Annotated in this window: 18 protein-coding genes; 11 read left to right on the top strand and 7 right to left on the bottom strand. The window is 53.9% G+C overall.

What is annotated here, in order from left to right:
• Positions 1-66 precede the first annotated feature (66 nt).
• The 3 genes from WJU16_RS00220 to WJU16_RS00210 form a co-directional block, all read right to left on the bottom strand.
• Positions 67-6,816: a fibronectin type III domain-containing protein gene (locus WJU16_RS00220; RefSeq protein WP_341836311.1), complete on the bottom strand. Its 6,750-nt coding sequence runs from the start codon at positions 6,814-6,816 to the stop codon at positions 67-69.
• Between the two features lie 222 nt (positions 6,817-7,038).
• The gene (locus tag WJU16_RS00215) at positions 7,039-8,256 is read right to left on the bottom strand and encodes an acyltransferase family protein (protein ID WP_341836310.1); all 1,218 of its coding nucleotides are present in this window, start codon (positions 8,254-8,256) and stop codon (positions 7,039-7,041) included.
• 2 nt (positions 8,257-8,258) lie between these two features.
• Positions 8,259-9,443, bottom strand: coding sequence for a glycosyltransferase family 2 protein (locus WJU16_RS00210; protein ID WP_341836309.1), 1,185 nt, complete (start codon positions 9,441-9,443; stop codon positions 8,259-8,261).
• 524 nt (positions 9,444-9,967) lie between these two features.
• Here WJU16_RS00210 and WJU16_RS00205 point away from each other — a divergent pair.
• The 10 genes from WJU16_RS00205 to WJU16_RS00160 all read left to right on the top strand — a co-directional run bounded on the left by WJU16_RS00205 (position 9,968) and on the right by WJU16_RS00160 (position 18,702).
• Positions 9,968-10,354, top strand: coding sequence for a response regulator (locus tag WJU16_RS00205; RefSeq protein WP_341836308.1), 387 nt, complete (start codon positions 9,968-9,970; stop codon positions 10,352-10,354).
• 53 nt (positions 10,355-10,407) lie between these two features.
• Entirely contained in the window at positions 10,408-11,535 is a 1,128-nt protein-coding gene (locus WJU16_RS00200) for a sugar transferase (protein WP_341836307.1), read from the top strand.
• 105 nt (positions 11,536-11,640) lie between these two features.
• On the top strand, positions 11,641-12,552 hold the full coding sequence (locus WJU16_RS00195) for a glycosyltransferase family 2 protein (protein ID WP_341836306.1): 912 nt from the start codon (positions 11,641-11,643) through the stop codon (positions 12,550-12,552).
• Positions 12,553-12,592: 40 nt separating this feature from the next.
• Complete coding sequence (locus tag WJU16_RS00190; protein WP_341836305.1) at positions 12,593-13,624, top strand: NAD-dependent epimerase/dehydratase family protein; 1,032 nt, start codon at positions 12,593-12,595, stop codon at positions 13,622-13,624.
• Entirely contained in the window at positions 13,624-14,784 is a 1,161-nt protein-coding gene (locus tag WJU16_RS00185) for a glycosyltransferase family 4 protein (RefSeq protein WP_341836304.1), read from the top strand. The genes WJU16_RS00190 and WJU16_RS00185 overlap by 1 nt, the downstream gene beginning before the upstream one ends.
• Complete coding sequence (locus WJU16_RS00180; protein WP_341836303.1) at positions 14,765-15,529, top strand: methyltransferase domain-containing protein; 765 nt, start codon at positions 14,765-14,767, stop codon at positions 15,527-15,529. Before WJU16_RS00185 ends, WJU16_RS00180 begins: the two co-directional genes overlap by 20 nt.
• 6 nt (positions 15,530-15,535) lie before the next feature.
• The gene (locus tag WJU16_RS00175; RefSeq protein ID WP_341836302.1) at positions 15,536-15,715 is read left to right on the top strand and encodes a hypothetical protein; all 180 of its coding nucleotides are present in this window, start codon (positions 15,536-15,538) and stop codon (positions 15,713-15,715) included.
• Positions 15,709-16,737, top strand: a complete 1,029-nt coding sequence (locus tag WJU16_RS00170) for a glycosyltransferase (RefSeq protein WP_341836301.1) — start codon at positions 15,709-15,711, stop codon at positions 16,735-16,737. The genes WJU16_RS00175 and WJU16_RS00170 overlap by 7 nt, the downstream gene beginning before the upstream one ends.
• Before the next feature lie 141 nt (positions 16,738-16,878).
• Positions 16,879-18,402 (top strand): GNAT family N-acetyltransferase, encoded by a 1,524-nt coding sequence (locus WJU16_RS00165; RefSeq protein ID WP_341836300.1) that lies wholly within the window; start codon positions 16,879-16,881, stop codon positions 18,400-18,402.
• Positions 18,403-18,405: 3 nt separating this feature from the next.
• Entirely contained in the window at positions 18,406-18,702 is a 297-nt protein-coding gene (locus WJU16_RS00160) for a thiamine-binding protein (protein WP_341836299.1), read from the top strand.
• Between the two features lie 58 nt (positions 18,703-18,760).
• Here the strand turns inward: WJU16_RS00160 and WJU16_RS00155 are convergent, their stop codons facing one another.
• The 4 genes from WJU16_RS00155 to WJU16_RS00140 all read right to left on the bottom strand — a co-directional run bounded on the left by WJU16_RS00155 (position 18,761) and on the right by WJU16_RS00140 (position 23,209).
• The gene (locus WJU16_RS00155) at positions 18,761-19,579 is read right to left on the bottom strand and encodes a hypothetical protein (RefSeq protein ID WP_341836298.1); all 819 of its coding nucleotides are present in this window, start codon (positions 19,577-19,579) and stop codon (positions 18,761-18,763) included.
• Between the two features lie 144 nt (positions 19,580-19,723).
• The gene (locus tag WJU16_RS00150) at positions 19,724-20,521 is read right to left on the bottom strand and encodes a hypothetical protein (protein WP_341836297.1); all 798 of its coding nucleotides are present in this window, start codon (positions 20,519-20,521) and stop codon (positions 19,724-19,726) included.
• 185 nt (positions 20,522-20,706) lie between these two features.
• On the bottom strand, positions 20,707-21,966 hold the full coding sequence (locus WJU16_RS00145; protein ID WP_341836296.1) for a putative sulfate exporter family transporter: 1,260 nt from the start codon (positions 21,964-21,966) through the stop codon (positions 20,707-20,709).
• Positions 21,967-21,976: 10 nt separating this feature from the next.
• The gene (locus WJU16_RS00140) at positions 21,977-23,209 is read right to left on the bottom strand and encodes a nucleoside recognition domain-containing protein (RefSeq protein WP_341836295.1); all 1,233 of its coding nucleotides are present in this window, start codon (positions 23,207-23,209) and stop codon (positions 21,977-21,979) included.
• 159 nt (positions 23,210-23,368) lie between these two features.
• Here WJU16_RS00140 and ychF point away from each other — a divergent pair, with 159 nt between their 5' ends.
• The gene (gene ychF, locus WJU16_RS00135; RefSeq protein ID WP_341836294.1) at positions 23,369-24,472 is read left to right on the top strand and encodes a redox-regulated ATPase YchF; all 1,104 of its coding nucleotides are present in this window, start codon (positions 23,369-23,371) and stop codon (positions 24,470-24,472) included.
• Positions 24,473-24,540 lie beyond the last annotated feature (68 nt).

Raw genomic sequence — 24,540 nt, 5'->3', positions numbered from 1 at the left:
AAATCCGAAAAAATCCGGTTTGACCCGGATTTTTTCGGTAAGTCATTTTAAAGGTTAGAATCGATATTATTTGCTTTTAATCAATTTAACCGATCCAACTACTTTGGTTCCATCTACCAGTTGCAGGAGGTACAGGCCACCTGTTACGCGGTCGGCGCCCAGGTCGAGGGATACTCGGTGCGTGCCCGCGGGCAGCTTGCCGATCATCTTCGTTTGTACCGATCTGCCGGAAACGTCTGTCACATTCAGCATAAAGTTGTTCTGTGACTTGCCGTCGCTGGAGATTTCTACATTGACGTTAGCAATAAACGGATTCGGGTATGTTTTCTCGATCTTCACGCCCGTAATGTCGGTCAGCGCATCGGCTTTGCCGCCAGCTTTCTGCAAGATCAGGTCTGGGTCTATCTGGTTCGCTTCCGGTGTGTACGACTGGATCACCAGCGCACCGATGTAACCGTAGATGGATTGTCCGCCTGCCATCACCGAGATCAGTACCTCGCCGTTCTGATCGGGCGATACGTCGTTGATCTGGGTGGTCTGGTTGATGTTGTATCCTGCATTCAGGGCAACGGTCTGACCGTTGATGGTGTAGTTCGAAGTACGGTCACCGGCGCCGTCGCGGCTTGCGAAGAATACGAAGTTGTATTTCTTGGCGAGGTTCAGGCCTTTGATCTTCAGCTGACCGCTCTCGTTGATGTCAACCCAGTAAGTGCTGCTGATGACATTGTCGGGATAGATACCGCTGTTGTTGCCGGTGTTCATGCCGTACGGGTTATCGCCCGTGAAAGCTTTATGGATCACCATCGTCATGCCGGTGTTCTCGTTGTTATCGTCTTTCAGGTTCGGGAATTCCAGACCCTGGGCAGGAGCGGAGTTGGTGTTGTTCCACGGCGTTCCTGCAGGATTGAAGACGTTAAAGTTGATGTACACCGCATTGCGGAAGGTGGCTGCTGTGGCTACGTTGCTGAAGTCGGACTGTACGGCCGCTTTCAGTGCGCGCACTTTGTAGTAGTAACGGGTGTCGATGGCGAGGCCATTATCCGTATACGTGCTCACGTTGTTGCCAACGGTGGCCAGGAGCGAGTAGTTCACCTTGTCGGAAGAACGCCATACTTCGAAGCCGGTCTCGTTGTTCGAGTTATCGCCCCAGTTCAGCTGGATGCTTGTTTTGGACTTGGCAAGCGCAGTTGCGTTACCGGGTGCCAGCGGGGTACCGTTGTCGAGGTAGTATTGGATCACTACGGAGTTGATGTATCCGTAAGCGGCGCCGGTAGCCTGTTTCACGGTAAAGTCGATATTACCGGAAGCGTCGGGCGTGATACCGTTGATCTGAACGGTGTTATGCGTGTTGTTCGCTGCGTTCAGGGTCACGATGCTGCTGCCTACCTTATATTCCGTGTTCTTGTTGTCGTTGCCCTGGCGGCTGCCGAAGAAGATCAGGTTATAACGGTAAGTGGCGTTCAGGTTGGATACGCGGATCCTCCTTTCTGTTGCCGCATTCGTATAGTAAGTGCTGGCCAGCACGTTGTCGGGATATACACCAGAGTTGTTGCCAGTCGTGGATCCTACGGTATTGGTACCGGAGAAGGCGTCGAGCAGCTGGATGCGGATGCCGGATGCAGTACCGGTTTCATCATTCAGGTTGGCAATCTGTGCATTCGCACCGGGGAAAGTATTGAAGTTATTCCAGGGAGCGTCTGCAGGCAGCGTCTGGTTGAAGTTCACATACACGGTCGTGATGTTCTTGTCACGCACCTGGATGTTGAACGTCCGGGTAGTGGCACCGCCCTTGTTGTCGGATGCGGTCACGTTGATGTTTGCGAAGCGGCCAACGTCGCCGGCGGAAGGCACGATACTGATGCTGCCGGTACCATCGCCATTGTCGGTCAGGGTAGCGAACGACGGGAGGTTGGAAGAGCGCAGCGTGAGTACATCACCCGCGTCATCCGTTGTTACCAGCGGAATCGCGAAGGTCTCGTTGTTCTTGATGCTTACATCGCCGATGCTGTCCAGGCGCGGGTTGTTGTTGCCGGTCAGGATGCTGATGGTATCGGTGTAAGCGGATGCACCGTTGTCGTTGATCGCACGAAGCGTGTAGTAATACTGCGTGCTGGCAACGGAAGTTGCGTCTGTGTAGCTGGTTGCATTGGCGTTGCCACCGGCGGGGTTCAGCAAGGTGAACGGACCAGCAGGTACGGTAGCGCGGTACACCTGGTAAGCGGATTCGTTGAAGGCAACGTCTTTCCAGGTCAGTTTAACACCGCCGGAAGTGGATGCCGCAGCGAACTGGGTCGGTTTCGCAGGCGCGTTACCGTCGTCGTAGTTCACCTGGATCACCAGTGCGTTGATGTAGCTCCATACAGAACCGGTGCCATTCTTCATCGTGATGAGAATTTCGTTGTTCGCATCCGGTGAGATATTGTTGATCGCAACCGTATTCTGGGTGTTCTTCGCAGCCTGCAGGGAGACCGTGGTGCCGTTAACGGTGTAGTCGGTCATACGGTTGTCGGTCACGTCTGCGCGGGCACCGAAGAAAGTCAGGTTATACTTGCTGGTAGCGCTGAGGCCCACCAGTTTGAAGGTTTGCGCAGCGGTGTTGCTCCAGTACGCAGTCTTCATTACGTTGTCGGGATATACACCGGAGTTGTTGCCGGTGGTAGTACCGAAGTAGTTCGAACCGTTACCGAGAGCGCCCCAGTTGCTGGTTACGCGGATACCTACTGTGGTAGTAGCGCCGGCGTTGTCTTTCAGGTTGGCGAACAGGTCGTTCAGTACGGGCTGTTTGTTGGTGTTGTTCCAGGGCGCGGGAGCCGGGTAAGAACCGTCGGTGAAGTTCACGTAGATGGTTCTGCTCGGGTTCACGTCGTTCACCGTGATGGTGAAGGTCTTGGAATCGATACCGCCTCTGCCGTCGTCGGCTTTCACGGTTACTTCATACACGCCTGCGTCGATGAAGCCAGGAGCCAGTGCGATGGTGGCGCTGTTGCCGTTGGGCGTCAGGGTAGCGAAGCCGGGCAGGCCGGTTGCGCTCCAGGTCACGGTTTCGCTGGCATTACCGTCGGTAGCCGACAAGGCGATGCTGGCGGTGGCGTTTTCGTTCAGCGAGGTGTTCGAAATAGCCGCGATCACGGGAGAGTAGTTGTCGTTAACGGTCAGGTTGAAGGAAGTGCTGGTTACACCGCCGTTGGCGTCTGTTGCCGTTACGGTAATGTTATTGTACACGCCTTCATTCGCCTGCGTCGGGTTGAAAGTCAAGGTAGCCGTACCGCTGCCGGTCACAAACTGGCCGAATGCAGGAACATTGGCAGCAGTGATGGTGAGCGCACCGCCGTCAGGATCAGTTGCCGTGAGCGCGAGTACCAGCTGGGTGCCGTAGCGAACCGAGCGGTTTTCGAGCTGGGTGAGCGTCGGCGGCGTATTCAGCGTGGCCTTGTTGGCGGTATTGCTGAATGCGGAGCTGCCACCTTCGTTTTTCGCCAACACCTTATAATAATAGGTCACGTTCGCGAAAAGGCCGGTATCGATGAACGATGCTTCGGAACCTGCATTGGCCGGAATTGTTACAACCGGGCGGAAGTTCGTCGCGTCGTTGGCCGAGCGGTGAATTTCAAACGCCGTTTCGGTGGTGGAGTTGTCGTTCCATTTCAGCTCAATGCTGCTGCCGCTGAGGGCGGTCAATGCCAGGCCGGTAGGCGCAGCAGGGATCGCAGGCATAGCGAAAGTTTTCGCCATCGCGTTCCTGTTGATATACATCGAGTCGGCGATCAGGCGCTTGGTGACACCCGGACCGGCATAACTGGTTGTCAGCGTATGGTTACCGCTTCGGTCAAAGTAAGTAACATGGATGGGATACTTACCGGCAGTCAGCGTTTTGGTGCCGCTTTTTTCGGTAGGACCGCCCTGGTGGTTATTGCTAACAACGAGGTTGGCTTCGCTGAAAGTACCGATATACAGTTTGCTGCCGTCATCTGAATTCGTATAGAAAGTATACGAACCGGTAGTCGGGATGTTGATGAAACCGGAGAACTTCAGTGCGAAGGCGTCGTCTCTCTGGCGAACATCCAGCGTTACATTGGTAGAAATACCCGTTTTCACTGAAGTCAGCGTATTGAAATCGGGAAGGGAGGTGATATTGGTAGCCGTATTATAGGCATTGTACACAAATCCACCGCTTTCGTTCGGGTGGAAGCCCGATGCGCCATATTTATTGATGGACTGGATGCGGTAGTAATAAGTGGTAGCCGCATTCAGGCCGCTGTCGAGGTAGCTTACTTTATTGGCGGCTGCCGTGTAAACGATTTCGTACGGTCCTGCCACGCTTTCTGCACGGTAGATTTCAAAGCCGGTTTCGTTGTTGCTGCTGTCGGACCAGGTAAGCTGGATCTTGTTGTACGACAGGGCAGTGGCCTTGATATTGCCCGGTGCATTCGGTACGGTACCGCCCGGAGCCGTGTTCAGGTCTTTGAAGTATTCAACGGGGATGGTTTGCTTGGTGCTGCCAACGCCGTGCGCCGTGTTCTTCCAGGAAACCACCATCGATTCACCGCCGCCTTGTTCGAAGAAGGCAATGGCGATCTTGTGCATACCTGCAGTGAGGTACTTGGTGCCTTCGCGGTCTTGCGAACCGTGGAGGCCATCGTTGTTCACCAGCGGGGTAGCGGAAGCGTTGTAGTCGGTGTCGATCCACAATTTGCTGCCGTCGTCTGAGTTGGTCACGAAGGTATAGTTACCAGTAACCGGGATACGAATCTGGCCTTCCCATACGAAACCGAACTGGTCGTTTTTGTTACGAACAGAAATGTCTACGCCCGGGGTGATACCGGTTTTAACCGGCGTCAGGGTGTTGAAGTCGGGGAGAACCGACCAGTTGCCTTCGTAGTAACGGTAGTTGAGGCCGTTAGCTACGGGGCGGCTGCTTACCTGGTTGCTTCGGGGGGAAGAGTTGCCTGCCAGGTCGCGTGCTTTCACCACGAAGGTGTAAAGGCTGTCGGATTTCAGGTTGTAAACGGTGAATTCGTCTTCCGTAGCGTCTACGGTGAAAGATTTCAGGCTGTTTACGTAGATGTCGTATTTGAATACGCCAACATCATCCTGAGACGGGCCCCATTGCAGCTTCACGGAAGTGGTGCTGGTACCGGCGATCGTCAGGTTGGTGGGAGCAGTGGGCGGGTTGGCGTCTACCTGGGTGGTTGCATTCGCCTCATTGCTCACCGCGGAAGCGGCGGTATTGTTTACTGCGCGCAGTACGTAGTAGAACTTCGTATTGGGCGACAGGTTCTGGTCGGTATATGTAGCAGCATCGGGGCTGGTGATGGCGATCAGTTCGTAGTTGGAACCTGCGCTGTTGGAACGATAGATCTCGTAGCCGGTTTCGTTGTAAGTGGCGTTCGGATTATCGGTCCAGTCGAGGGTAATAGCCGTTTTGCTGATAGCGGTGGCGGTGAGGCCGGAAGCCGGCGCGGGCGCGTTGGTGCCATTGGCGGCAACAACAGTGAAGGGAGCCGACCATTCGCTGGAGCAACCGAATTTCTCGGTTACGTTTGCCTGGTACTGGCCGGGTGTGTTCACCGTCTGCGTTTGTGCGGTACCGATGATGGCGGGGTCGCCAACTTTTCTCCATTGGTAAGAAGTATAACCTTCGGGGAGGCTCAATACCACATAATTTTTGCCATCCACAGCCGGAAGTACTTTACTCATCAGGCCGGAGATAGCCAGCGGGGGCGTTTGGGTGGCGGCTTTTTGTTTCACCACAACCGGTGTGGGCGACCAGGGCGACCATTCGGTCCCCCTTTTGATCCTCGCGTCGTAAGTACCGAATGAAGTAACAGTATACTCATTGGTTGTGGCGCCGGAAATCACGTTGCCATCTTTGCGCCATTCGTAACCGTCAAATCCCGGGGTAAGGCCCAGGATCACATTCACGGTTTCGCCGGGGCAAAATTCGTTATGACCGAATTGCGGCCAGGGGTTAGCCTTGTGCTGGCGGCCGATGAAGGGCCAGAAGTCGGCTTCGTCCCAGGCGGTGTTCCAGATACCGTGGCCGCCGTTGGGATACAAAGTCATTTTCGCGTTACCGCCGGCGTTCAGGTCGGCGTTGATAACTGCGGTAGTGGTGGAGGGGTGGGGGTTGTTGTCCAGCCCGCCCTGGAAAATCCACAGGGGGATGTATTTGAAGACGTTCACCTGGTCGCGGTAAGCGATAGAAGCGCCGCTGATCGGCAGGAAGCCCGCGACCACCTTGGGGTAACGAAGCGTAAATTCCCAGGTGGAAGTACCGCCTGCGGAAAGACCGTCTACGAAAATTCTGTTGGGATCAAGTTTGTTGTTGGCCTGCAGTTCGTCGATGATCTGCTTAATAAAATCAAAGTGGGGATTGCCAAAAAATCCGGTCGTGTTTTGCGGCACGAGAATGAAACCGTCGAACTTACCATTGTCGACAGCGGCGCAGAATTTGCCACCGCCATGGTACAGGGAATACTCGTTGTCATAGATGCCGCCACCTTCGCCACGGCCGTGGAGGAAGATGAACAGGGGATATTTTTTCCCATCAGATACGCCATGAACGTAGCTTTTGGGGAATTTCAGACGGAAAGGCATACCGCTGAGATAGTACGCCTTGTAGGAATCCTTGTTGCTGAAATTCACGGAAGAACGGACTGTGCGCACCCATTTGGAAATGGTGCCCCAGGCCGGAGTCTCGGGGGGATCATTGGGGTTGTAGGTAATCACCGGGTCAGCGGGATTAAATACCTGTGCCAGGCCCGGCACCGAGAAGGCCAGGCAGCATGCTAAGAATAACAGGTAAAATTGTCGCATATGGTAAGTGTTTCAGTTGTTCAAGTTTGAAACATCCCAGTGTTTGATTCGACGTTACAATATGTTTTTAGCCTACTCAATCACTGAGCGGCTTTTCGAAGGAAAACGGTTAAAAAATAAGAGGAGGTTTTTTGAGAGGATAAGGTTGGGGTATGAATTCAGAGTGTAAAACTAGGAAATATTTTCATTATATCAAATATTTTAATGCCATTAACAAATCGTTTAAATAACAGGCTGGCCGCCGGAAACGTTTGCTTCCGTTGGAAGTCCCGCCGCAGGCCGCTTGCGCGGACCGTGCAGGTAAAACCCGATAATTGTATAGCGCACCCACCATTGATAAGTGAGGAGGCTGACACCGACAGTCACCGCTAAAGCTGTGGCATATTTAGCCGGCCCCCAGACCGGGAAATCCCCGATAAACAGCTGCACGCCCCCCAGTAACCCAACGTGGATCAGGTATACCCAATAAGAGGCGTCTGACAAATACCGCACCGCCGGTCTTTCCGCATTTACCCACCGCAGGAACACCCCGGCAACGCCCGTCACCAGGCACATCGTGGAAACGGTAGCGCAAGCCTGGAGCAAAGCCCTTCCCATCTCCGGAGCCCCCGGATCAATCTTCACCCACCCCGCAAAGGCTCCCACCACAACACCGGCAACGGTAAACGGCACCGCATACCGCTTCAGCAACGGGAAAATCCGCTGCATATGGTGGTGCAACACCCATCCCGCATAGAAAAAAATACCGTAGTAGGCCAGGAAAGAAACTTTCGGCACCAGTCCGGGTGCATATTCCACGAATGGCGACGCAAACATCCACAGGCTCATGTAACTGGCCAGCGCCATCAGCACCAGGAAGCCCCCGGGCGAAAATCCTCCCTGCAGGTACTTCGTACCCTTCCATTCCCGCAGCGCCGGCGCCTGCATAACCTGGCGGATCACCAACCCAGCCGCATACAGGATTGATAAATAATACAGGAACCACAGATGCAGCGGCCCCCGCCAGGTGAAAATATCTTTCAGCACCGCGGTAATGCCCTCCATCCCGAAACCCATACCGGCAGCAGATACCCGCGCAACGGCAGCCGGGAGGTAGGTCAGCGGCAGGATCGTGAAAAGCCCCACCACAAAAGGAATGATGATTCTCTGCACACGGTGCCGGATAAACGGTTGCGTGCCGATCTTCAGCAACAGCAAACGAAAGAAGAATCCCGCGATCACATAAAATAACTGCATCCGGAAAATGTGGATGAAGAAAAAGATGTAATCGTACGTAATGTCCGTATAGTAAGGATCGTGGTATAAACCTTTGAAAGGATGCCAGGTGTAAGGCATAGCCGCGTGCAGCCCCACGCCCAGGAACATCGCCAGGGCACGAAGCGCGTCCATGCTGGAAATGCGGCCCATGCCGCCGGAAGTTTTATGTGCGGTGTGGCTCATGGTCAGGTGTTCTGTAATGTGGGCGTGCGTACGGCCTTGTCCCAGGCCGCCTGCTGTTTCTTACGGACAAAGCGGAAAAACCCTTCGAAAATGGACACGTTCATAAAAAGAAAATAAAACGGTACGTAAAAAGGTTTCCATTTCACGTTGCGCATCGCCATCAGCCAGCCTGCCAGCGCGGCGGCATAAAACGCCACCTGCGCCGCCAGCACCCATTGATACAGGGCGCCCTGCTGCGCCGCCACCAGCCACACATTCGTGACCAGCGCCAGCGGAAGGCTTAAAGGCGCAAGTGTCCAGCGGAGCACACGGTGACCGATATACTGGAAGCTCAAAACGGGGTGGCGGAAAACATTCAGCAACCCGCCAAGGCGGCTGATCGCCTGGAAGCCGCCCGCACTGATGCGCACCTTCCTTTTATGCTCTTCCCCGATACCGGCCGAAGGGCTCTCCATTGCGAATGCATCGGGCGCATACGCGATGCGGTATCCTTTGGCACAGATCCGCAGCGAAATAATAAAGTCGTCGAGGATCACGTCGGGCTCCACGGCCTGGTACAACTCGGTTCTAACGGAAAAAAGCTCGCCGGCCGCGCCCACCACGCTGAACAGTTCAGCGTCGAGGCGTTTAAGGAGCGATTCGTATTTCCAGTATATCCCTTCGGCATTTTCCGCGCCGCCCGTTCCTGCGATCACTTTCTTTTCACCGGCAACGCCGCCGCAGCGGGGATCCTGATAATGGCGCACGATACGCTTCACCGCCTGCGCATTCAGCAGCGTATTGGCATCGCAGAAAATCACATAAGGCGTTTTCACCTGTTGCATGGCGCGGTTCAGTGCAGCAGTTTTCCCGAGGCGTGCCGGCTTGTGCATAACGGTGACGGAAGGGTAGGAGCGGATAATGTCTGGCGTGCCGTCGGTGCTGCCGTCGGTGATAAATATAATATGCAGCTTGCCTTCGGGATAATCCAGGGCAAGCGTGTTTTCTATTTTCTCGCGGATGAAAGGCGCTTCGTTATACGCGGCCACTACCAGCGTTGTGTCCGGGAAATAGCCGTCTGGCAAGGGTTTGGAGCGACGGAAGAAACGCTTCAGTTTCACCGCCACCGCCACTGCGATCCCGTATCCCAGGTAACTGAAAAATAGCAGGAAGAGGCTTGTGAAGAATATTACTTTAATAACGATCATGAGTCTTGGGGAGTAAATTCGGAGACAATATTATACAAGAATCCTGAATTTTATGCCGGTAAACCGATCGTCCACCTACTTAAACGGATCGTTTACTTTGGATATTTTACCTTTCACGAGGAAAAACGAAGCATTCGCAAATTTCAGATATTAACTTTTTATAAGTCATGTACTTTTGTGTCAGTACAAAGAGAAAAAGTAAAATTTCCTGCGTTTGTCGACCACCTTTTCAAATCCGCCTGTGAAAAATTTTATTTGCGAGATTTGAAAATAAACATATAATTTTACTCCAGTTTTTGTACGACCCGTAATTCTAACCATTCCTCTGACTAATTCCTGCAATAATTTAACCTCCGGCGCCCGCAGCGTCATCGCATCGCGTTTGATATTACTGCTGCCAAACCGGCCCCTGACCAAATCCTCCCTGGAAAATCAAAGATGAACCACGAGGGCAAGCTGCCTATTTCCGCAACTGCCGCAAGTGGGAGAAAAATTAAATCTTTATTTTCTAAATGTAGGAAACAATGAAGAAGACTATACTAATCGTAGATGATAGCGTGCACATCAGGATGTTGTTGGAAGCTATGTTGCAACACAAATACAAGGTTTACACCGCCGAGGACGGACTGAGCGCCATGATGTGGCTCGCAGCCGGCAACGTTCCGGATATCATCGTGACCGATATCCAGATGCCGCACCTTGATGGTTGGGAATTGATCAGCAATCTGCATAACAACCTGCTGTATAATGATATCCCGGTGGTTGTGCTCACCGGCGTTTCCCTGCACAATGTCAACTTTGTTCACCCCAACGTGGTGCATGTCATCAATAAACCTTTCGATCCCCGGGACCTCCTGGAAAAGATTGGGCAGCAATTCAGCAATCCGCAGCCTGTTTCCGTTACCGGTTGAGCAGACACTGCCTATACCGCTATTAGCTATTGAATAACACCTATAATCCGAGTATGATGATTCATCATTTGTCTTTACCCCTGAAAAAGGAAATCACCCACAAGGTGGTTCCGGTTGCTGCAAGCGCAGCGCGGTCCTGGGCGCTCTGCATAGGAGATCCCGGGTTCATGCAGCGCGTGCAGTCGGAAAGGCCCGACAGGATCATGGTTGTCAGCAGTATTCATTCCGCTGCGAAAATCCTTCGCGACCAGCTGCACCTCGACGTTAAGCCTGCGTATATCATTTGCAATCTCGGCCAGGGCAAGCCCGCCGACCTGGCAAAACATATTCGCTCCCTTAATGGCCTGGTTGACATTCCTGTTTTTGGTTACGTGCAAAACCTCACGCCCGAACTGAAGCAACAGATCCGCGCCGCAGGAGGGATCGACAACGTGATAACCGGCGAAACATCCGCGGATGATTTCGCTTCCATCCGTGACCAGGCCATCCGCATCCGTTCACTCGCCAAAGGCGCCGCCGGAGAAGCGATCGCCAAAGTGCGCAAAGCACCAGCCGCTTACCTAAACCGTTACGTAAAAAGAGGGATCGACATCCTGGCGGCCGGTACTGGTCTGCTCTTGCTGAGCCCGATGCTGCTGCTCATCGCCGCACTCATCAAGCTGGAATCCAAAGGCCCGGTTTTCTACATTTCCCGCCGCGCGGGACAAGGTTACCGCATCTTCAATTTCTACAAATTCAGGACGATGGTAAACGATGCGGATAAACAGGTGAATAATATGGCCCACCTCAACCAGTACGACACCGGCGACAAGGGCCCCGTATTCTTCAAGATCAGCAACGATCCCCGCGTTACGCGCCTCGGCAGCTTTCTGCGCAACTCCAGCCTCGACGAAATCCCCCAGCTCCTCAACGTGCTGCTCGGGCATATGTCGCTGGTAGGCAACAGGCCCCTGCCGCTGTACGAAGCCGCTTCGCTCACCACGGATAACTACTGCGGCCGCTTCATGGCGCCGGCAGGGCTCACCGGGTTGTGGCAGGTGAAAAAACGCGGGAAGAAAGAAATGAGCGTGGAAGAAAGGATCAGCCTCGACATCGAATACGCAAAAAAACATACCGTACTGTTCGATATGTGGATCCTGGCCAGCACGCCCAACGCGCTTCTGCAGAAAGACAACGTTTAGAAATACATCCCCGGAAATATTCCGGATGTTCAGATACCCCAACCGGACAAGCTTTCCGGAGAACCGAAACACCGAATTAACTGAATGAAACAGAATTTACCAGATATGGAACAGCTGAAGACGAAGCCTTTGGTGTCAATCATCGCGTTGAACTTCAACCAAACGGCCGTTACATGTGCGTTCCTGGAATCGACGAAGCAACTGACGTACCCCCATTTCGAAACAATTGTTATCGATAACGGTTCCAAAGTGGATCCCACCGCACAAATTGAAGCGGGGAACTATCCCCATCTGAAGCTCATCATCAGTCCCGAGAACCTCGGGTTCACCGGCGGCAACAATCTCGGCATCGAACACGCGAAAGGCGACTACGTTTTCATCGTGAACAACGACACGGAAGTTACGCCCGACTTACTCCAGCACCTGATCGCTCCTTTCGAAAAAGATCCCACAATCGGCGTGGTATGCCCCAAGATCCGGTTTTACGATCACCCCAACGTGATCCAGTACGCCGGCTTCCACCAGATGAACCTGCTGACGGGCCGCACCTGGGCCGTGGGCAGCAAAGAGGAAGATAATGGCCAGCACAACGTTTCGGGCCCCACCTGGTGCGCGCACGGCGCCGCCATGATGGTGAAACGCGAAGTCATTGAAAAAGTAGGCCGGTTCGCCGAGAAATTCTTTATCTATTATGAGGAATCCGACTGGTCGGCCCGCATCCTCCGTGCCGGGTATAAAATTTATTACAACGCAGACGGATTGATTTTCCATAAAGAATCGATCACGATGGGGAAGGAAAGTCCCATCAAAGTTTACTACATGACGCGCAACCGCATCCTGTATATGCGCCGCAACACTTCAAAAAGGCAACTCGCCGCATTTTACCTTTTCTTCGGCTGCCTCACTTTCCCTAAATCCGTGTTGAAATACACGCTGAAAGGGAAGTTCAGCCACCTCCGCTCGTTCCTCCGCGGTACGTTCTGGAACCTGACCGAATCAAAATACTCCCCCGTATAAATACACACATCACCCGTTTTTAATCAAAAAAAGTTCAAACATGTCTCAAAAAATTACTTCACTTGTTACCGGCGGCGCCGGATTTATCGGATCTCACGTGGTACGCCACTGTCTTGAGCTCGGCCACGAAGTGGTAGTCCTCGACGATCTCAGCGGCGGCTTCGAAGATCATATTCCCGCAGGAGCGGTATTCGTGCAGGGTTCCATTACCGACGACCAGCTCGTTACCCGTCTTTTCGAAGAATACCGCTTCACCTATGTATATCATCTCGCTGCGTACGCAGCAGAGGGTCTGTCCCATTTTATCCGCCGTTTCAACTACAACAACAACCTCGTAGGCAGCATCAACCTCATCAACGAGTCGATCAAGCATAAGGTAAAATGCTTTGTATTCACCTCGTCGATCGCGGTATACGGCGCGGGCCAGCTGCCCATGCGCGAAGATATGACCCCTATGCCCGAGGACCCCTACGGTGTTTCCAAATACGCCGTGGAAATGGATCTCAAAGCCGCGCATGAAATGTTCGGACTCGACTACGTAGTGTTCCGCCCGCACAACGTGTATGGCGAAAATCAGAACATCGGCGACAAATACCGCAACGTGATCGGCATCTTCATGAACCAGATCATGCAGGGCCAGCAGCTCACCATCTTTGGCGACGGCGAGCAAACGCGCGCATTCAGCTACATCGATGACGTAGCCATCCCCATCGCGCACAGCGTGAACACCCCCGCGTCCTACAACCAGGTGTTCAATATCGGAGCAGACAAGCCCTACACCGTGAACGAGCTTGCAAAAGTAGTAGGCGCCTGCTTCGGGGTGGAGCCGAGCATCAACTACCTCGCTGCCCGCAACGAAGTGATGCACGCTTACTCCGACCACACCAAGGCGCACCAGGTATTCGGCGAAGGTTCCGGCGTTTCGTTAAGCGAAGGTATACGCAGAATGGCCGAATGGGCCAAAGTGGTGGGCGCGCGCAAAAGCAAGGAATTCGAGAACATCGAGATATACGAGAAACTGCCGCAGGGCTGGGAGAAAGCCGCCCGTCCAGCAGCCAGCATCCCCGCATAATGGAAAGCAACGGCAAAATACGCGTTTTGCAGGCGATCCGGCAGGGATTGATCGGCGGTGGAGAATCGCACGTGCTTAGCCTGGTGGCCGCCCTGGACAAGGAACGCTTCGATCCGGTGGTGCTGTCGTTCACCGACGGCCCCATGATCGACCGGCTCCGTGAAATGGGCGTTACCTACCACGTCATCCCCTCGATGCGCGCCTTCGACCCTTCCACCTGGAAGGCCGTAAAAAGGCTCATCGAAGAGGAGAGGATCGACATCGTGCATTCCCACGGCTCCCGCGCGGCCAGCAACCTGTTGCTGCCTGCACGGTGGAGCAAACGCCCGATGATCTACACCATCCACGGATGGTCTTTCCACGACGATCAACCGGTTTTGCAAAAAACGATGCGCATCTGGTCCGAAAGAGTGCTCACTTCCGCATCCGCCGCCAACATCGCCGTTTCCGCCTCCAACCGCGACACCGGCGTCCGCCATTTCCCTGGCTTCAAAGCCGATGTGGTGAACAACGGCATCGACCGCAAGCGCTTCGACCCGCAGGGCCATTTCCCGGATGTCCGCAAAGAACTGGGGATCGCCGCCGATAAAACGGTGGTGGGCTTCATCGCCAGGATGACCATCCAGAAAGATCCGCAGACATTGCTCCGCGCCTTCGCCGAGCTGCTCCGCACCCAGCGCGATGTTGTGCTGCTCATGGTAGGAGAGGGCGAGCTCAAGGAGGAAGCCGTAGCGCTGGCAAAGCAGCTGGGCATCGAAAACGAAGTGGTTTTCCAACCCTTCCGGACCGACGTACCGGCGCTCCTCCACGCGATGGACATCTACTGCCTGCCTTCGCTCTGGGAAGGCCTCCCGATCGGGCTCCTCGAAGCCATGGCCATGGGCAAAGCGGTGGTAGCCACGGCGACCGACGGAACAAAGGAAATCGTCCGCCATGGCGAAAACGGCTGCATCGTCCCGGAAAAAGACCCTGTAGCGCTGGCCGCCGCCATCGCCGCGCTGCACCTCAGCCCCGATGAAATGGCAAGGCTGCAGCATGCGGCAAGGGCTACGGTAGACCGGCAATTCAGCCAGGAAAGCATGACGCGGCAAATAGAAGACATCTACAGCCGTATCATTTCTAAACAACCAAGCAATTATCATGAGCGACACAACGCATGAATATAACAGGGCTGCGGACCAGAAACGGCTGCAGTTCATCACAGACGCGGTCACGTCGAGGTTTGCGCCGGGCGCAAAAATCCTCGACGTCGGCTGCGGCAACGGGGTCATCAGCCGCCATCTCGGCAGCAAAGGCTTCAACGTGCTCGGCATCGACGTGAGCGCCCCCAGCATCGCACGGGCCAACGAACTCAACCGCAGCGCCAACACCCGTTTCGAAGTGAAAAGCGCCGAAGAACTGGTGGCAGCCGGCGAATCATTCGACGTAGTAATCTGCAGTGAAGTGCTGGAACACCTCCAGGATCCGGACGCGCTGCTCCGCGTGCTGTACCAGTCGTTGAAAGACGAAGGTATCCTCGTGGTGACGGTCCCCAACGGCAACGGACCCCGCGAATTGCTCGTGACCCGCCCCGTGCTCGCCATGCGCGAAAACAACGGCTGGGCCTGGAAGCTGATCGTGAAACTGAAGAAATCCATGGGATATTCCGGCACCACGGTCCAGTCGGCCGCCGACAACCTCGACCACGTGCAGTTCTTCTCCAGGAAAGATCTCAGCCGCATGTCCGCCGGCAACCGCTTCCGCATCGTGCAATTCGGCAAAGCCAATTTCGTGGAAGACGTGTTCCCGTTCTCTTTCTTCACGAAAAAAGTACCCGCTCTGCAACGGCTCGACTGCAAACTGGCAGACGTATTGCCGGCTGGGATGACTGGGGGATTTTTCACCGTTTGGGAAAAACACAAATAAGCAATTATGCAGGATTTTTTATACTACGGTTGGCTGGTAATTCAGACGGTGCTGGCAGCATATTTGCTGCAACCATTGGTATTGCTGCTCATTTTCGGCCTGAAACGCGCCTGGAAGGCGGTTTTCGGGGAAGTGAAGATATATCCGCCCGGGCAGAAGAATCCCGCTCTTTCGGCATCGTGGTAACGGCGCACAAGAACCTGGAACTGATTCCGCCGCTGGTGGATTCCGTCCTGAAACAAACGTATCCGCATTATACGGTCTATGTGGTGGCGGATGCGTGTGAGTCCGCCGACATCGGGATTACCCATCCGCAGGTGAAAGTGCTGATGCCCGCCACGCACCTCAACGCCAAGATCCGTTCCATCGATTTCGCCATCCAGCAATTCGAAAAAGAACACGACGTGATCGTGATCCTCGATGCGGACAACCTCCTGCATCCCGATTATCTCCAGGTGCTGAACGGATATTTCGCGAAAGGGTACCGCGCCGTGCAAACCAACATGCTGGCCAAGAATACCGATAGCGCCTATGCCTGCCTGGATGCCGCCGGCAACTACTTTTACAATTTCATCGACCGCCGTATGCGCATGGAACTGGGCTGCTCCGCCAACATCTGGGGGCTGGGTATCGCCATGGAGCTGTCGCTGTACCGGAGCATTATTTACCGGAACTTCCTCGGTGGTTTCGATAAAAAGATCCAGGCGGATATCGTGAAGCAGATCCCTTTGCTGGCATATGCCGAAGAAGCGAAAGTTTATGACGAGAAAATTGATTCCGGGGAAGCAATGGAACGTCAGCGCACCCGCTGGATCAACGCCTACTTCAAGTATTTCGCTTACGGATGGGACGTGTTCGCCACCGGCCTCCGCCGGATGAACAGAAACCTCGTGTATTTCGGCCTCAACCTTCTTCGTCCGCCGTTGTTCATGCAGATCGGAGCGGGGCTCCTGATGGTGGTGGCCAATTTCTGGATCAACCCGGCGTATTCCATCGCCTGGCTCGCCATCCTGGCATCTTTCCCGCTGACATTCTTCGCCATCGTGGCCATCATGAGCCGCGACCGCCGGATCATCAGCTCGCTCGTTTGGCTGCCGGCGGTGTTCCTCCGCCAGTTGAAGGCGGTATTCCAGATACGGAAAGCCAACCGGAGCTTTTTACAGACTTCCAACAACAAAAGGATATATATAGAAGACATTCTCAAATAACCCACCTATTTTTTAATTCACGGGTGTATAACAGGCTTGCCAGCCTGCGGGCCCGTCTGCAGGTTTGAACTTCCTGCGGCGGGTCCCATTTTTTTACTGCCAAAAACGTTAATTTGTGTACATAATCCAAAATAGCGGAACATGGCAGAAGAAACGATTGATATTAGGCAACTAACGGCGGAAGACTACCGCGACCTCAAAGAATCCATGATGAGCGCCTACGCGGATATGCCCGGTAGCTACTGGCGCGAAGGTACGATCCAGCGGCTGATCCAGATTTTCCCGGACGGGCAGATTGCAGTGACGGTCAACGGGAAAGTGGTCGGGTGCGCCCTTTCCATCATTGTAGACTATGAAAAATTCGGAGACGATCATACCTACGAACAAATCACGGGCTATTACACCTTCAGCACCCATAATCCCAAGGGCGACACGCTCTATGGCATCGAAGTGTTCGTTCACCCCGATTACCGGGGCAAGCGCCTCGCCCGCAGGCTCTATGACGCGCGCAAGGCCCTGTGCGAAAACCTCAACCTCGAAGGCATCGTGGCCGGCGGCCGGATCCCCAACTACGAGAAATACGCCGACCAGATGAGCCCCCGCATTTATATCGAGAAGGTGGGCGACAAGGAAATCTACGACCCAACGCTTACCTTCCAGTTCAGCAACGATTTCATCGTTAAAAAAATATTGCGGAACTACCTCCCGCACGACCACTCGTCCAAAGGTTTCGCCACATTGCTGCAATGGTTCAATATCTATTACGAAAAGGATCGTGATACCATCCGCTATAACAAGTCCACCGTGCGGATCGGCCTCGTGCAATGGCAGATGCGCACTTACGGGAACATGGACGGCCTCCTGCAGCAGGTGGAGTTTTTTGTGGATGCCGTGAGCGATTACGAAGCTGATTTCGTGGTATTCCCCGAATTCTTCAACGCACCCCTCATGCTCGAGTTCAACCAGCTCGATCCCGCGGCCGCCATCCGCGGGCTGGCCAAATACACCGAAACCCTCCGCGAAAAATTCTCCGAATTCGCCAAAAGTTACAACGTCAATATCATCACCGGCAGCATGCCCATCGTGATCGACGATCTCCTGTACAACATCTCCTACCTCTGCCGCCGCGACGGCACATGGGATTCTTTCCGGAAGATCCATCCCACGCCCAGCGAGGTGTACAGCTGGGGCATGAAAGGCGGCAACGATATCAGGGTGTTTGATACGGATTGCGGCAAAATCGGCATCCTCATCTGCTACGACGTGGAATTCCCCGAGCTGGGGCGCATCCTGGCGGAGCAGGGCATGCAGATCCTGTTTGTGCCCTTCCTCACCGACACCCAGAACGGCTACAACCGTGTCCGTTTCTGCGCACAGGCCCGCGCTATCGAAAACGAATGCTATGTGGCCATAGCAGGCTGCGTCGGCAACCTGCCAAAAGTGAATAACATGGACCTTCAATACGCGCAATCCGCCGTGCTGACACCTTCCGATTTCGCGTTCCCCGTTACCGGCGTGAAGGCCGAATCCACGCCCAACACAGAAATGATCGTGGTTGCTGATGTGGACCTCGTGCTGCTGAAGGAATTGCATGCATTTGGCAGCGTGCAGAATCTGAAGGATATTCGCAGGGATTTATACGAAGTAGTCACCCGGAAAAAATAAACCATGCACCAGCATCATGTGAACCTGGCCCTGCAAATCGTGCCGCAGGTGCCGTCAGAAAAAGTATACGCCGTGGTGGACGAAGCCATCGCTATCATTCAGCAAAGCGGCCTGAAATACCGCGTTTGCCCTTTCGAAACCGTTATGGAAGGCCCATATGACACCGTGATGGAAGTGGTGCGCCTGGCCCAGGAGGCTTGTTTCAAAGCCGGCGCAGGACAACTACTGGTTTACGTCAAAATCCAGAACAACCAGGAGCGCTCCGTCACCATCGAAGACAAAACCGGTAAATACGATTAAAAAAGAATGCCCGGCCTGTTAAAACGGACCGGGCTTCTTTTATTGCATCTGTCTTTTCTCACTCATATTCATACACCGAAGTGGCTGACACTTCGCCATCCGCCCTTTCTACGCTGGAAACAGGATAGCCCTGCGCATCATATTTGTACGCATATTCCGTTTTTACCGCAACATTGTATTGCAGGTTGCGCAATGTCATGCCCGCCATATCATTTACTGGCTGCAAAAGCAGCAGCGCCGTAGGGTGCAGCAGCGGCAGCCGCGCTCCAGCGAAGGGGTTCGATTGCTTCCCGTAAGTAAATTCCGCCGCACCGGTTTTGTTTTTCCCGTCGGGCGACATGGAAGTGATCGATTGTATATTTTCACCTGCATACGCCACCAGCTGCAGCGAATTCTCCGAAGGCTCCTCTTTGTTTTCTTTCTGGATACGCACCACCTTTCCGTTGCTCAATTCGATTTTCCAGGTGATTTCCGTCATGGCGTCCGTGTCTTCTTCGTTTTCATACATTTTCTCAACGCCGGTTACATTGTTCCCGTTGTAGGTGTATTGGATCACGTAGCGCCTGTCGTTGTGGCGGTACATGAGTTTAACAAGATTGCCGGAAGCATCGTAACCGAATTCCTGGTCGTTGCCGTCCTGACCCTCTTTTTGGATGGAAGACAGGCGGTGTTGGGCGTCGTACCGGAAATGCATGATCTCAGGCTCATCGCCAGCCAGGGTGTGAGTGAATTTCTTCACATAGCGCGTGGCCACGGCGGGAGGTTCAGATGCGGTTTGAAGGGTGGAATCCTTGCTGGTGCTGTTTCCGCCGCTTTGCTGACAGGAGAGGAGAATGATGCCCGAAGCGGCGAGCATCATGAAATATGTTTTGCTCATTTGCTGATTATTTAGATGGGATGATTGGGTATTGGTTATGCTGAAAGCTCCGCGAAGTTGCTCAAAACTTTTCCCGCATGCCAGCGAACCGCCGCGAAAAGACATGCGCGAACGCCGGAATGCGGGAAAAGGGAAGTGAATTGCCTATTGTTTATACTCGAAATGAATAATGGTGGAATCGGTCTCGCCTTCCACGATGCCGGCCTGGCGGGTGGGATAACCGGCGGCGTCGAACTGGTTTACGAATTTCTCCCGCTCGTCAATATCGAGGCCCGGCATGCGAAAACGCTGCGTCAGCTGGTCATTCGCGCTCTGGAAATACAAAGCCGAACCCGTGGGCGCCACGTGGAATTTCATTTTGGACGCCAGGAATGGGTTCTTTTTGGTGCCGTACGTCCATTCGTAGTACATCAGCGTATCCAGCTGGTCGTCCATGGGCACCTGGAGCATAGAGGTTACGTTTTCGCCGGTGTAGCGAACGTGGATGTCGGTAGTGGGTTTCACGCCGGCGGAGTCTTTCATCCGGATGCGGACTACGCGGTTGCCCTCCACGGTGTACGACAGGAAAAATGCATCGGTCTTGTCGTTGGTAGCCTTGTCGAAATATCGTTCCACAGCGGTGTCCGGCACACCGTTTACGTAATGGACGTGGAGGCGGGAGAGCACGTCTTCGGTGAAAACTTCGGAAGTGATGAGGTTACCGGCATTGTCGTACCATTTGCGCATGCCTTCATCATTGCCGGAGTTGATGAGCGCTTCGAGGCGGTTTTGGGCGTTGTAAGAGATACTGAAGCCGTCCAGCTTCGTGTTGCCGTTTTTCTCACCGGCCCAGGTGAGGTACTTGATCGCGGCGGGATCTTCTTTCGGGGGGCCGTCGCTGTTGTTTTTTGAACAGGCGGCCAGCAGCAATACACATGCTGCGCAACTAAGCAGTTGTTTCATGAAAGTGGGGTTTAAATGACTAAAACATGGTTCCGCCGCGAATATGCTGCAACCGTACGGTAAAACAACCGGCGTATGCGTGAAATGCGGAAAAAATGGAATGAATGGCGGGAGTATAGGGATGAAAAGAGGAAGCCCGCGCCGAGGGGGCGCAGGCTTCTTGTAAAGTGTATTTTTTAATGCGATTATTTAAAAAGAATTCCCCCGAAAACCAGGTAAGCCACGCCCAGTGTCAATAATACGTTGAATACCTGCGCGATGATAAAAGCCATGGCCGGACGGCCGTTTTCCATCCTGAAAATATCGGTGAACTTCGTTTCCAGCCCGATGCAGGTAAACGCCAGGGCGAAGAAACAGGTTTGCAGTTCCTTAATGGGTGATTTGATGGATTTGACCGTTTCCGGCGACAGCAAAAACGAAAATACCAGTGATACGAGGATGAAACCCAGCACGAACTTCGGGAAGCGTTCCCAGATGGTGCGGAGGCCCGGTTTGGGCTGGTTTTCGGTTTTCTTCGCGTAAGCCCACCACAGCGAAATGAAGAAAGCCGCCAGGCCGAGGAGTACGTTTTGTGAGAACTTCACGAGCGTGGCGTATTTGAGGGCTTCTTCGCCCAGGAGCGTTCCCGCCGCCACTACTGCGCCGGATGTATCGATAGTGCCACCCAGCCACGCGCCCGCCACTTCCGGCGGCATATCCATCCACTGCGCGATATAGGGCATAAAAATCATCATGGGAATGGCCACGATCAGCACAAGGGAAATCACGTGCGAGAGTTTCTTGTTGTCGCCCTCGATAGCTCCCGAAGTTGCGATGGCCGCCGATACGCCGCAGATACTCACCGCGCTGGAGATCATCATCCGGAATTCATCATCCAGCCCAAACTTTTTACATAACCAGAACGTAAAATACCATACGCTGAAAACGACTACCACGGACTGGATCACACCGAGGCCACCGCCTTTCATCAGTTCCTGGAAGATAATACCGGAGCCCAGCAGCACAAGGCCGGTTTTAATGAATAATTCCGTCTGCAACGCGGGCTTTATCCAATCGGGCAACCCGATTACGTTGGAGATGAAAAGCCCGAGCAACAGGCTGAACAACACGATTTCTATACCGAGGTCTTTGATGGCGGCATTGCTGGTGATCACTTGCGCGAACATTGAAATGGCGAAGATGGCGAGTGCGCCGGAGAACAATCCCGCCGGTAATTTCTTGCCGCCTAAAAGGTAAGCGATGAGGAGGGCGCCGATGATCCAGCAGAACATGGCGGCGAGTTTTCCGTAATTGGCCAGGTCGGTAAGGCGGGAGAGGAGGTCGCCGCCGCTGCTCCAGTCGAATTTCGGCATGGAAGGGCGGACGCCCAGCAGGATCAGGATGATGGCCGTAAACGCCAGTATCACCGAGATCCAGTCTTCGTGAAGTACTAATTTTTTCTGCATCAGTCAATGGTTAGTGAAAAAAGATATATCCGATTATAATTGCTGCGATTATTCCCACCACATCTGCGATGAGGCCACAGGTAAGGGCATAGCGTGTATTTTTGATATTTACGGAGCCGAAATAGAGCGCCAGTACATAAAAAGTAGTTTCAGTTGAACCTTGCATGATACAACCCATCCGGCCAACAAACGAATCCGCTCCGTAAGTTTCCATCAGTTCCACCATCACGCCCCTTGCCCCGCCACCGCTGAAGATCTTCATGATCCCTACGGGCAGGGCGGGCACGAAATCCGTGTTGAGCCCGGCCAGGGCAACGAGGTAAGAAATGCCGTTGATAATGACATCCAGGCACCCCGATGCGCGGAATACCGCGATGCCCACCAGGATCGCCACGAGATAGGGGATGATCATCACCGCCGTCGTAAACCCTTCCTTGGCACCGTCGATGAACGCGTCATACACATTGATTTTCTGCCGGAAAGCCACGAGCAGAAAGGAAACGATCACTGAAAAGATGATGATCCCGCCGAGCAAGGCCGTTTTCACGGCGATTTCCTCAGACGGCATATTGCGCATCCATAAAAAGAGGAGGGCCATCAGCCCGATGAATCCTCCCACAAAAATCAATACCGGCAACCTAAACAGGTTGATCCGCTGGTAAACGGCTACCGCGATCATCCCGGAAATAAACGAAATAAAAGTACCGATCATCGTGGGGATGAAGATATCCGCCGGGTTGGCGGCGCCCTGCGTGAGCCGCATGGCCATCACCGCCGTGGGTATCATCGTGATGCCCGCCGTATTCAGCACCAAAAACATGATTTGCGCATTGCTCGCCGTATCCTTTTGCGGATTCAGCTCCTGCAGTTCCTTCATCGCCTTGAGCCCCATGGGCGTGGCCGCATTGTCGAGCCCGAGCGCGTTGGCGCTGAAGTTCATCACCACCGAGCCCATTGCCGGATCGCCTTTCGGGATGCCGGGAAAAAGCCGGCTGAACAGCGGATTGACGCCCTTTGCAAACAAGGCGATCATCCCCGCGCGCTCACCGATCTTCATGATCCCCAGCCAGAAGGCCATCATGCCCGTCAAACCCAACGCCAGCTCGGCGCCCGTCTTCCCGCTTTCAAAAAGGGAAGTGGTCATTTTGCCGAATATTTCCGCATCGCCCATGAAAACAAGGCGAAACAGCGCTACCGCGAAGGAAATCACGAAAAAAGCGATCCAGACGTAGTTTAAGGCCATAGAAAGTCCTGGTATTTAAGGGTATTAAGCGGCCAAAATACGTATTTCATTCCATCTCAGCCATAAAATTGTGATATGTAACTGACGGAATTCAGTGCGACCGCAAGTGTTACTGAAATGTAGAATGATTTTCATATCTTTGCGCAAATTTTTGAAAAAATGGCCTTGCAAGCAGGAATTGTCGGTTTACCGAACGTAGGGAAGTCTACCTTGTTTAATGCTGTATCCAACAGCGCGAAAGCCGAAGCGAGCAACTACCGCTTCTGCACCATCGAACCCAATGTGGGGCTGGTGGATGTGCCCGACGAGCGCATCGACAAGCTCGCCGAGCTCGTGAAACCCAACCGCACCGTGCCCACCACGATGGAGTTTGTGGACATCGCCGGCCTCGTAAAAGGCGCCAGCAAGGGTGACGGCCTCGGCAACAAGTTCCTGGCCAACATCCGCGAGGTAGACGCCATCGTGCACGTGATCCGCTGCTTCGAAGACGAGAACATCCTTCGCGACGAAGGCCCCATCAATCCCGTGGCCGACAAAGGCATCATCGATACCGAACTGCAGCTGAAAGACCTCGAAAGCGTGGAGAAGAAAATCGCCCGCAGCGAGAAAATGGCGAAAACCGGCGGCGATCCCAAAGCAAAAGCCGAATTCGAAATCCTCAAACGCTGCCAGGAATTCCTCGAACAAGGCCGCAACATCCGCGAACTCGGTCTCAGCAAAGAAGAAAAATCCGCCATCGCCGATCTCTTCCTGCTGACCGACAAACCCGTGCTTTACGTCGCCAATGTCGACGAAGCGTCCATCCTCACCGGCAACAAATTCTCTGAAGCGCTCCAGGAAGCTGTGAAAGCCGAGAACGCCGAAGTGATTATCATGAACAATTCCATCGAAGCGCAGATAAGCGAGCTGGAAGACCCCACCGACAAGGAGCTTTTCTTCTCCGAGTATGGCCTCACCGAGCCCGGCCTCAACCGCCTGATCCGCTCCGCGTATAAACTCCTCAACCTGATTACGTACTTCACCGCCGGCGTGCAGGAAGTACGCGCCTGGACGATCCACCGCGGCTGGAAAGCCCCGCAGGCCGCCAGCGTGATCCACACCGATTTCGAAAAAGGTTTCATCAAAGCCGAGGTGATCGGTTACGAAGACTATGTGAAATTCGGCTCCGAATCCGCAGCCCGCGACAACGGCCGCCTGCGGATCGAAGGCAAAGAATATATCGTTAGCGACGGCGATGTGATGCATTTCCGTTTCAACGTGTAAAGATACTCCTGAGGCAACTCATGAGGGTTACAACAAAGAAGGCCCCGGTATAAAACCGGGGCCTTCGC

The sequence above is a fragment of the Chitinophaga pollutisoli genome, assembly GCF_038396755.1.
In the GTDB taxonomy this organism is placed as follows: domain Bacteria; phylum Bacteroidota; class Bacteroidia; order Chitinophagales; family Chitinophagaceae; genus Chitinophaga; species Chitinophaga pollutisoli.
Note: the sequence above shows the minus strand (reverse complement) of the source record. Positions and strands in the feature narration are given on the sequence as shown.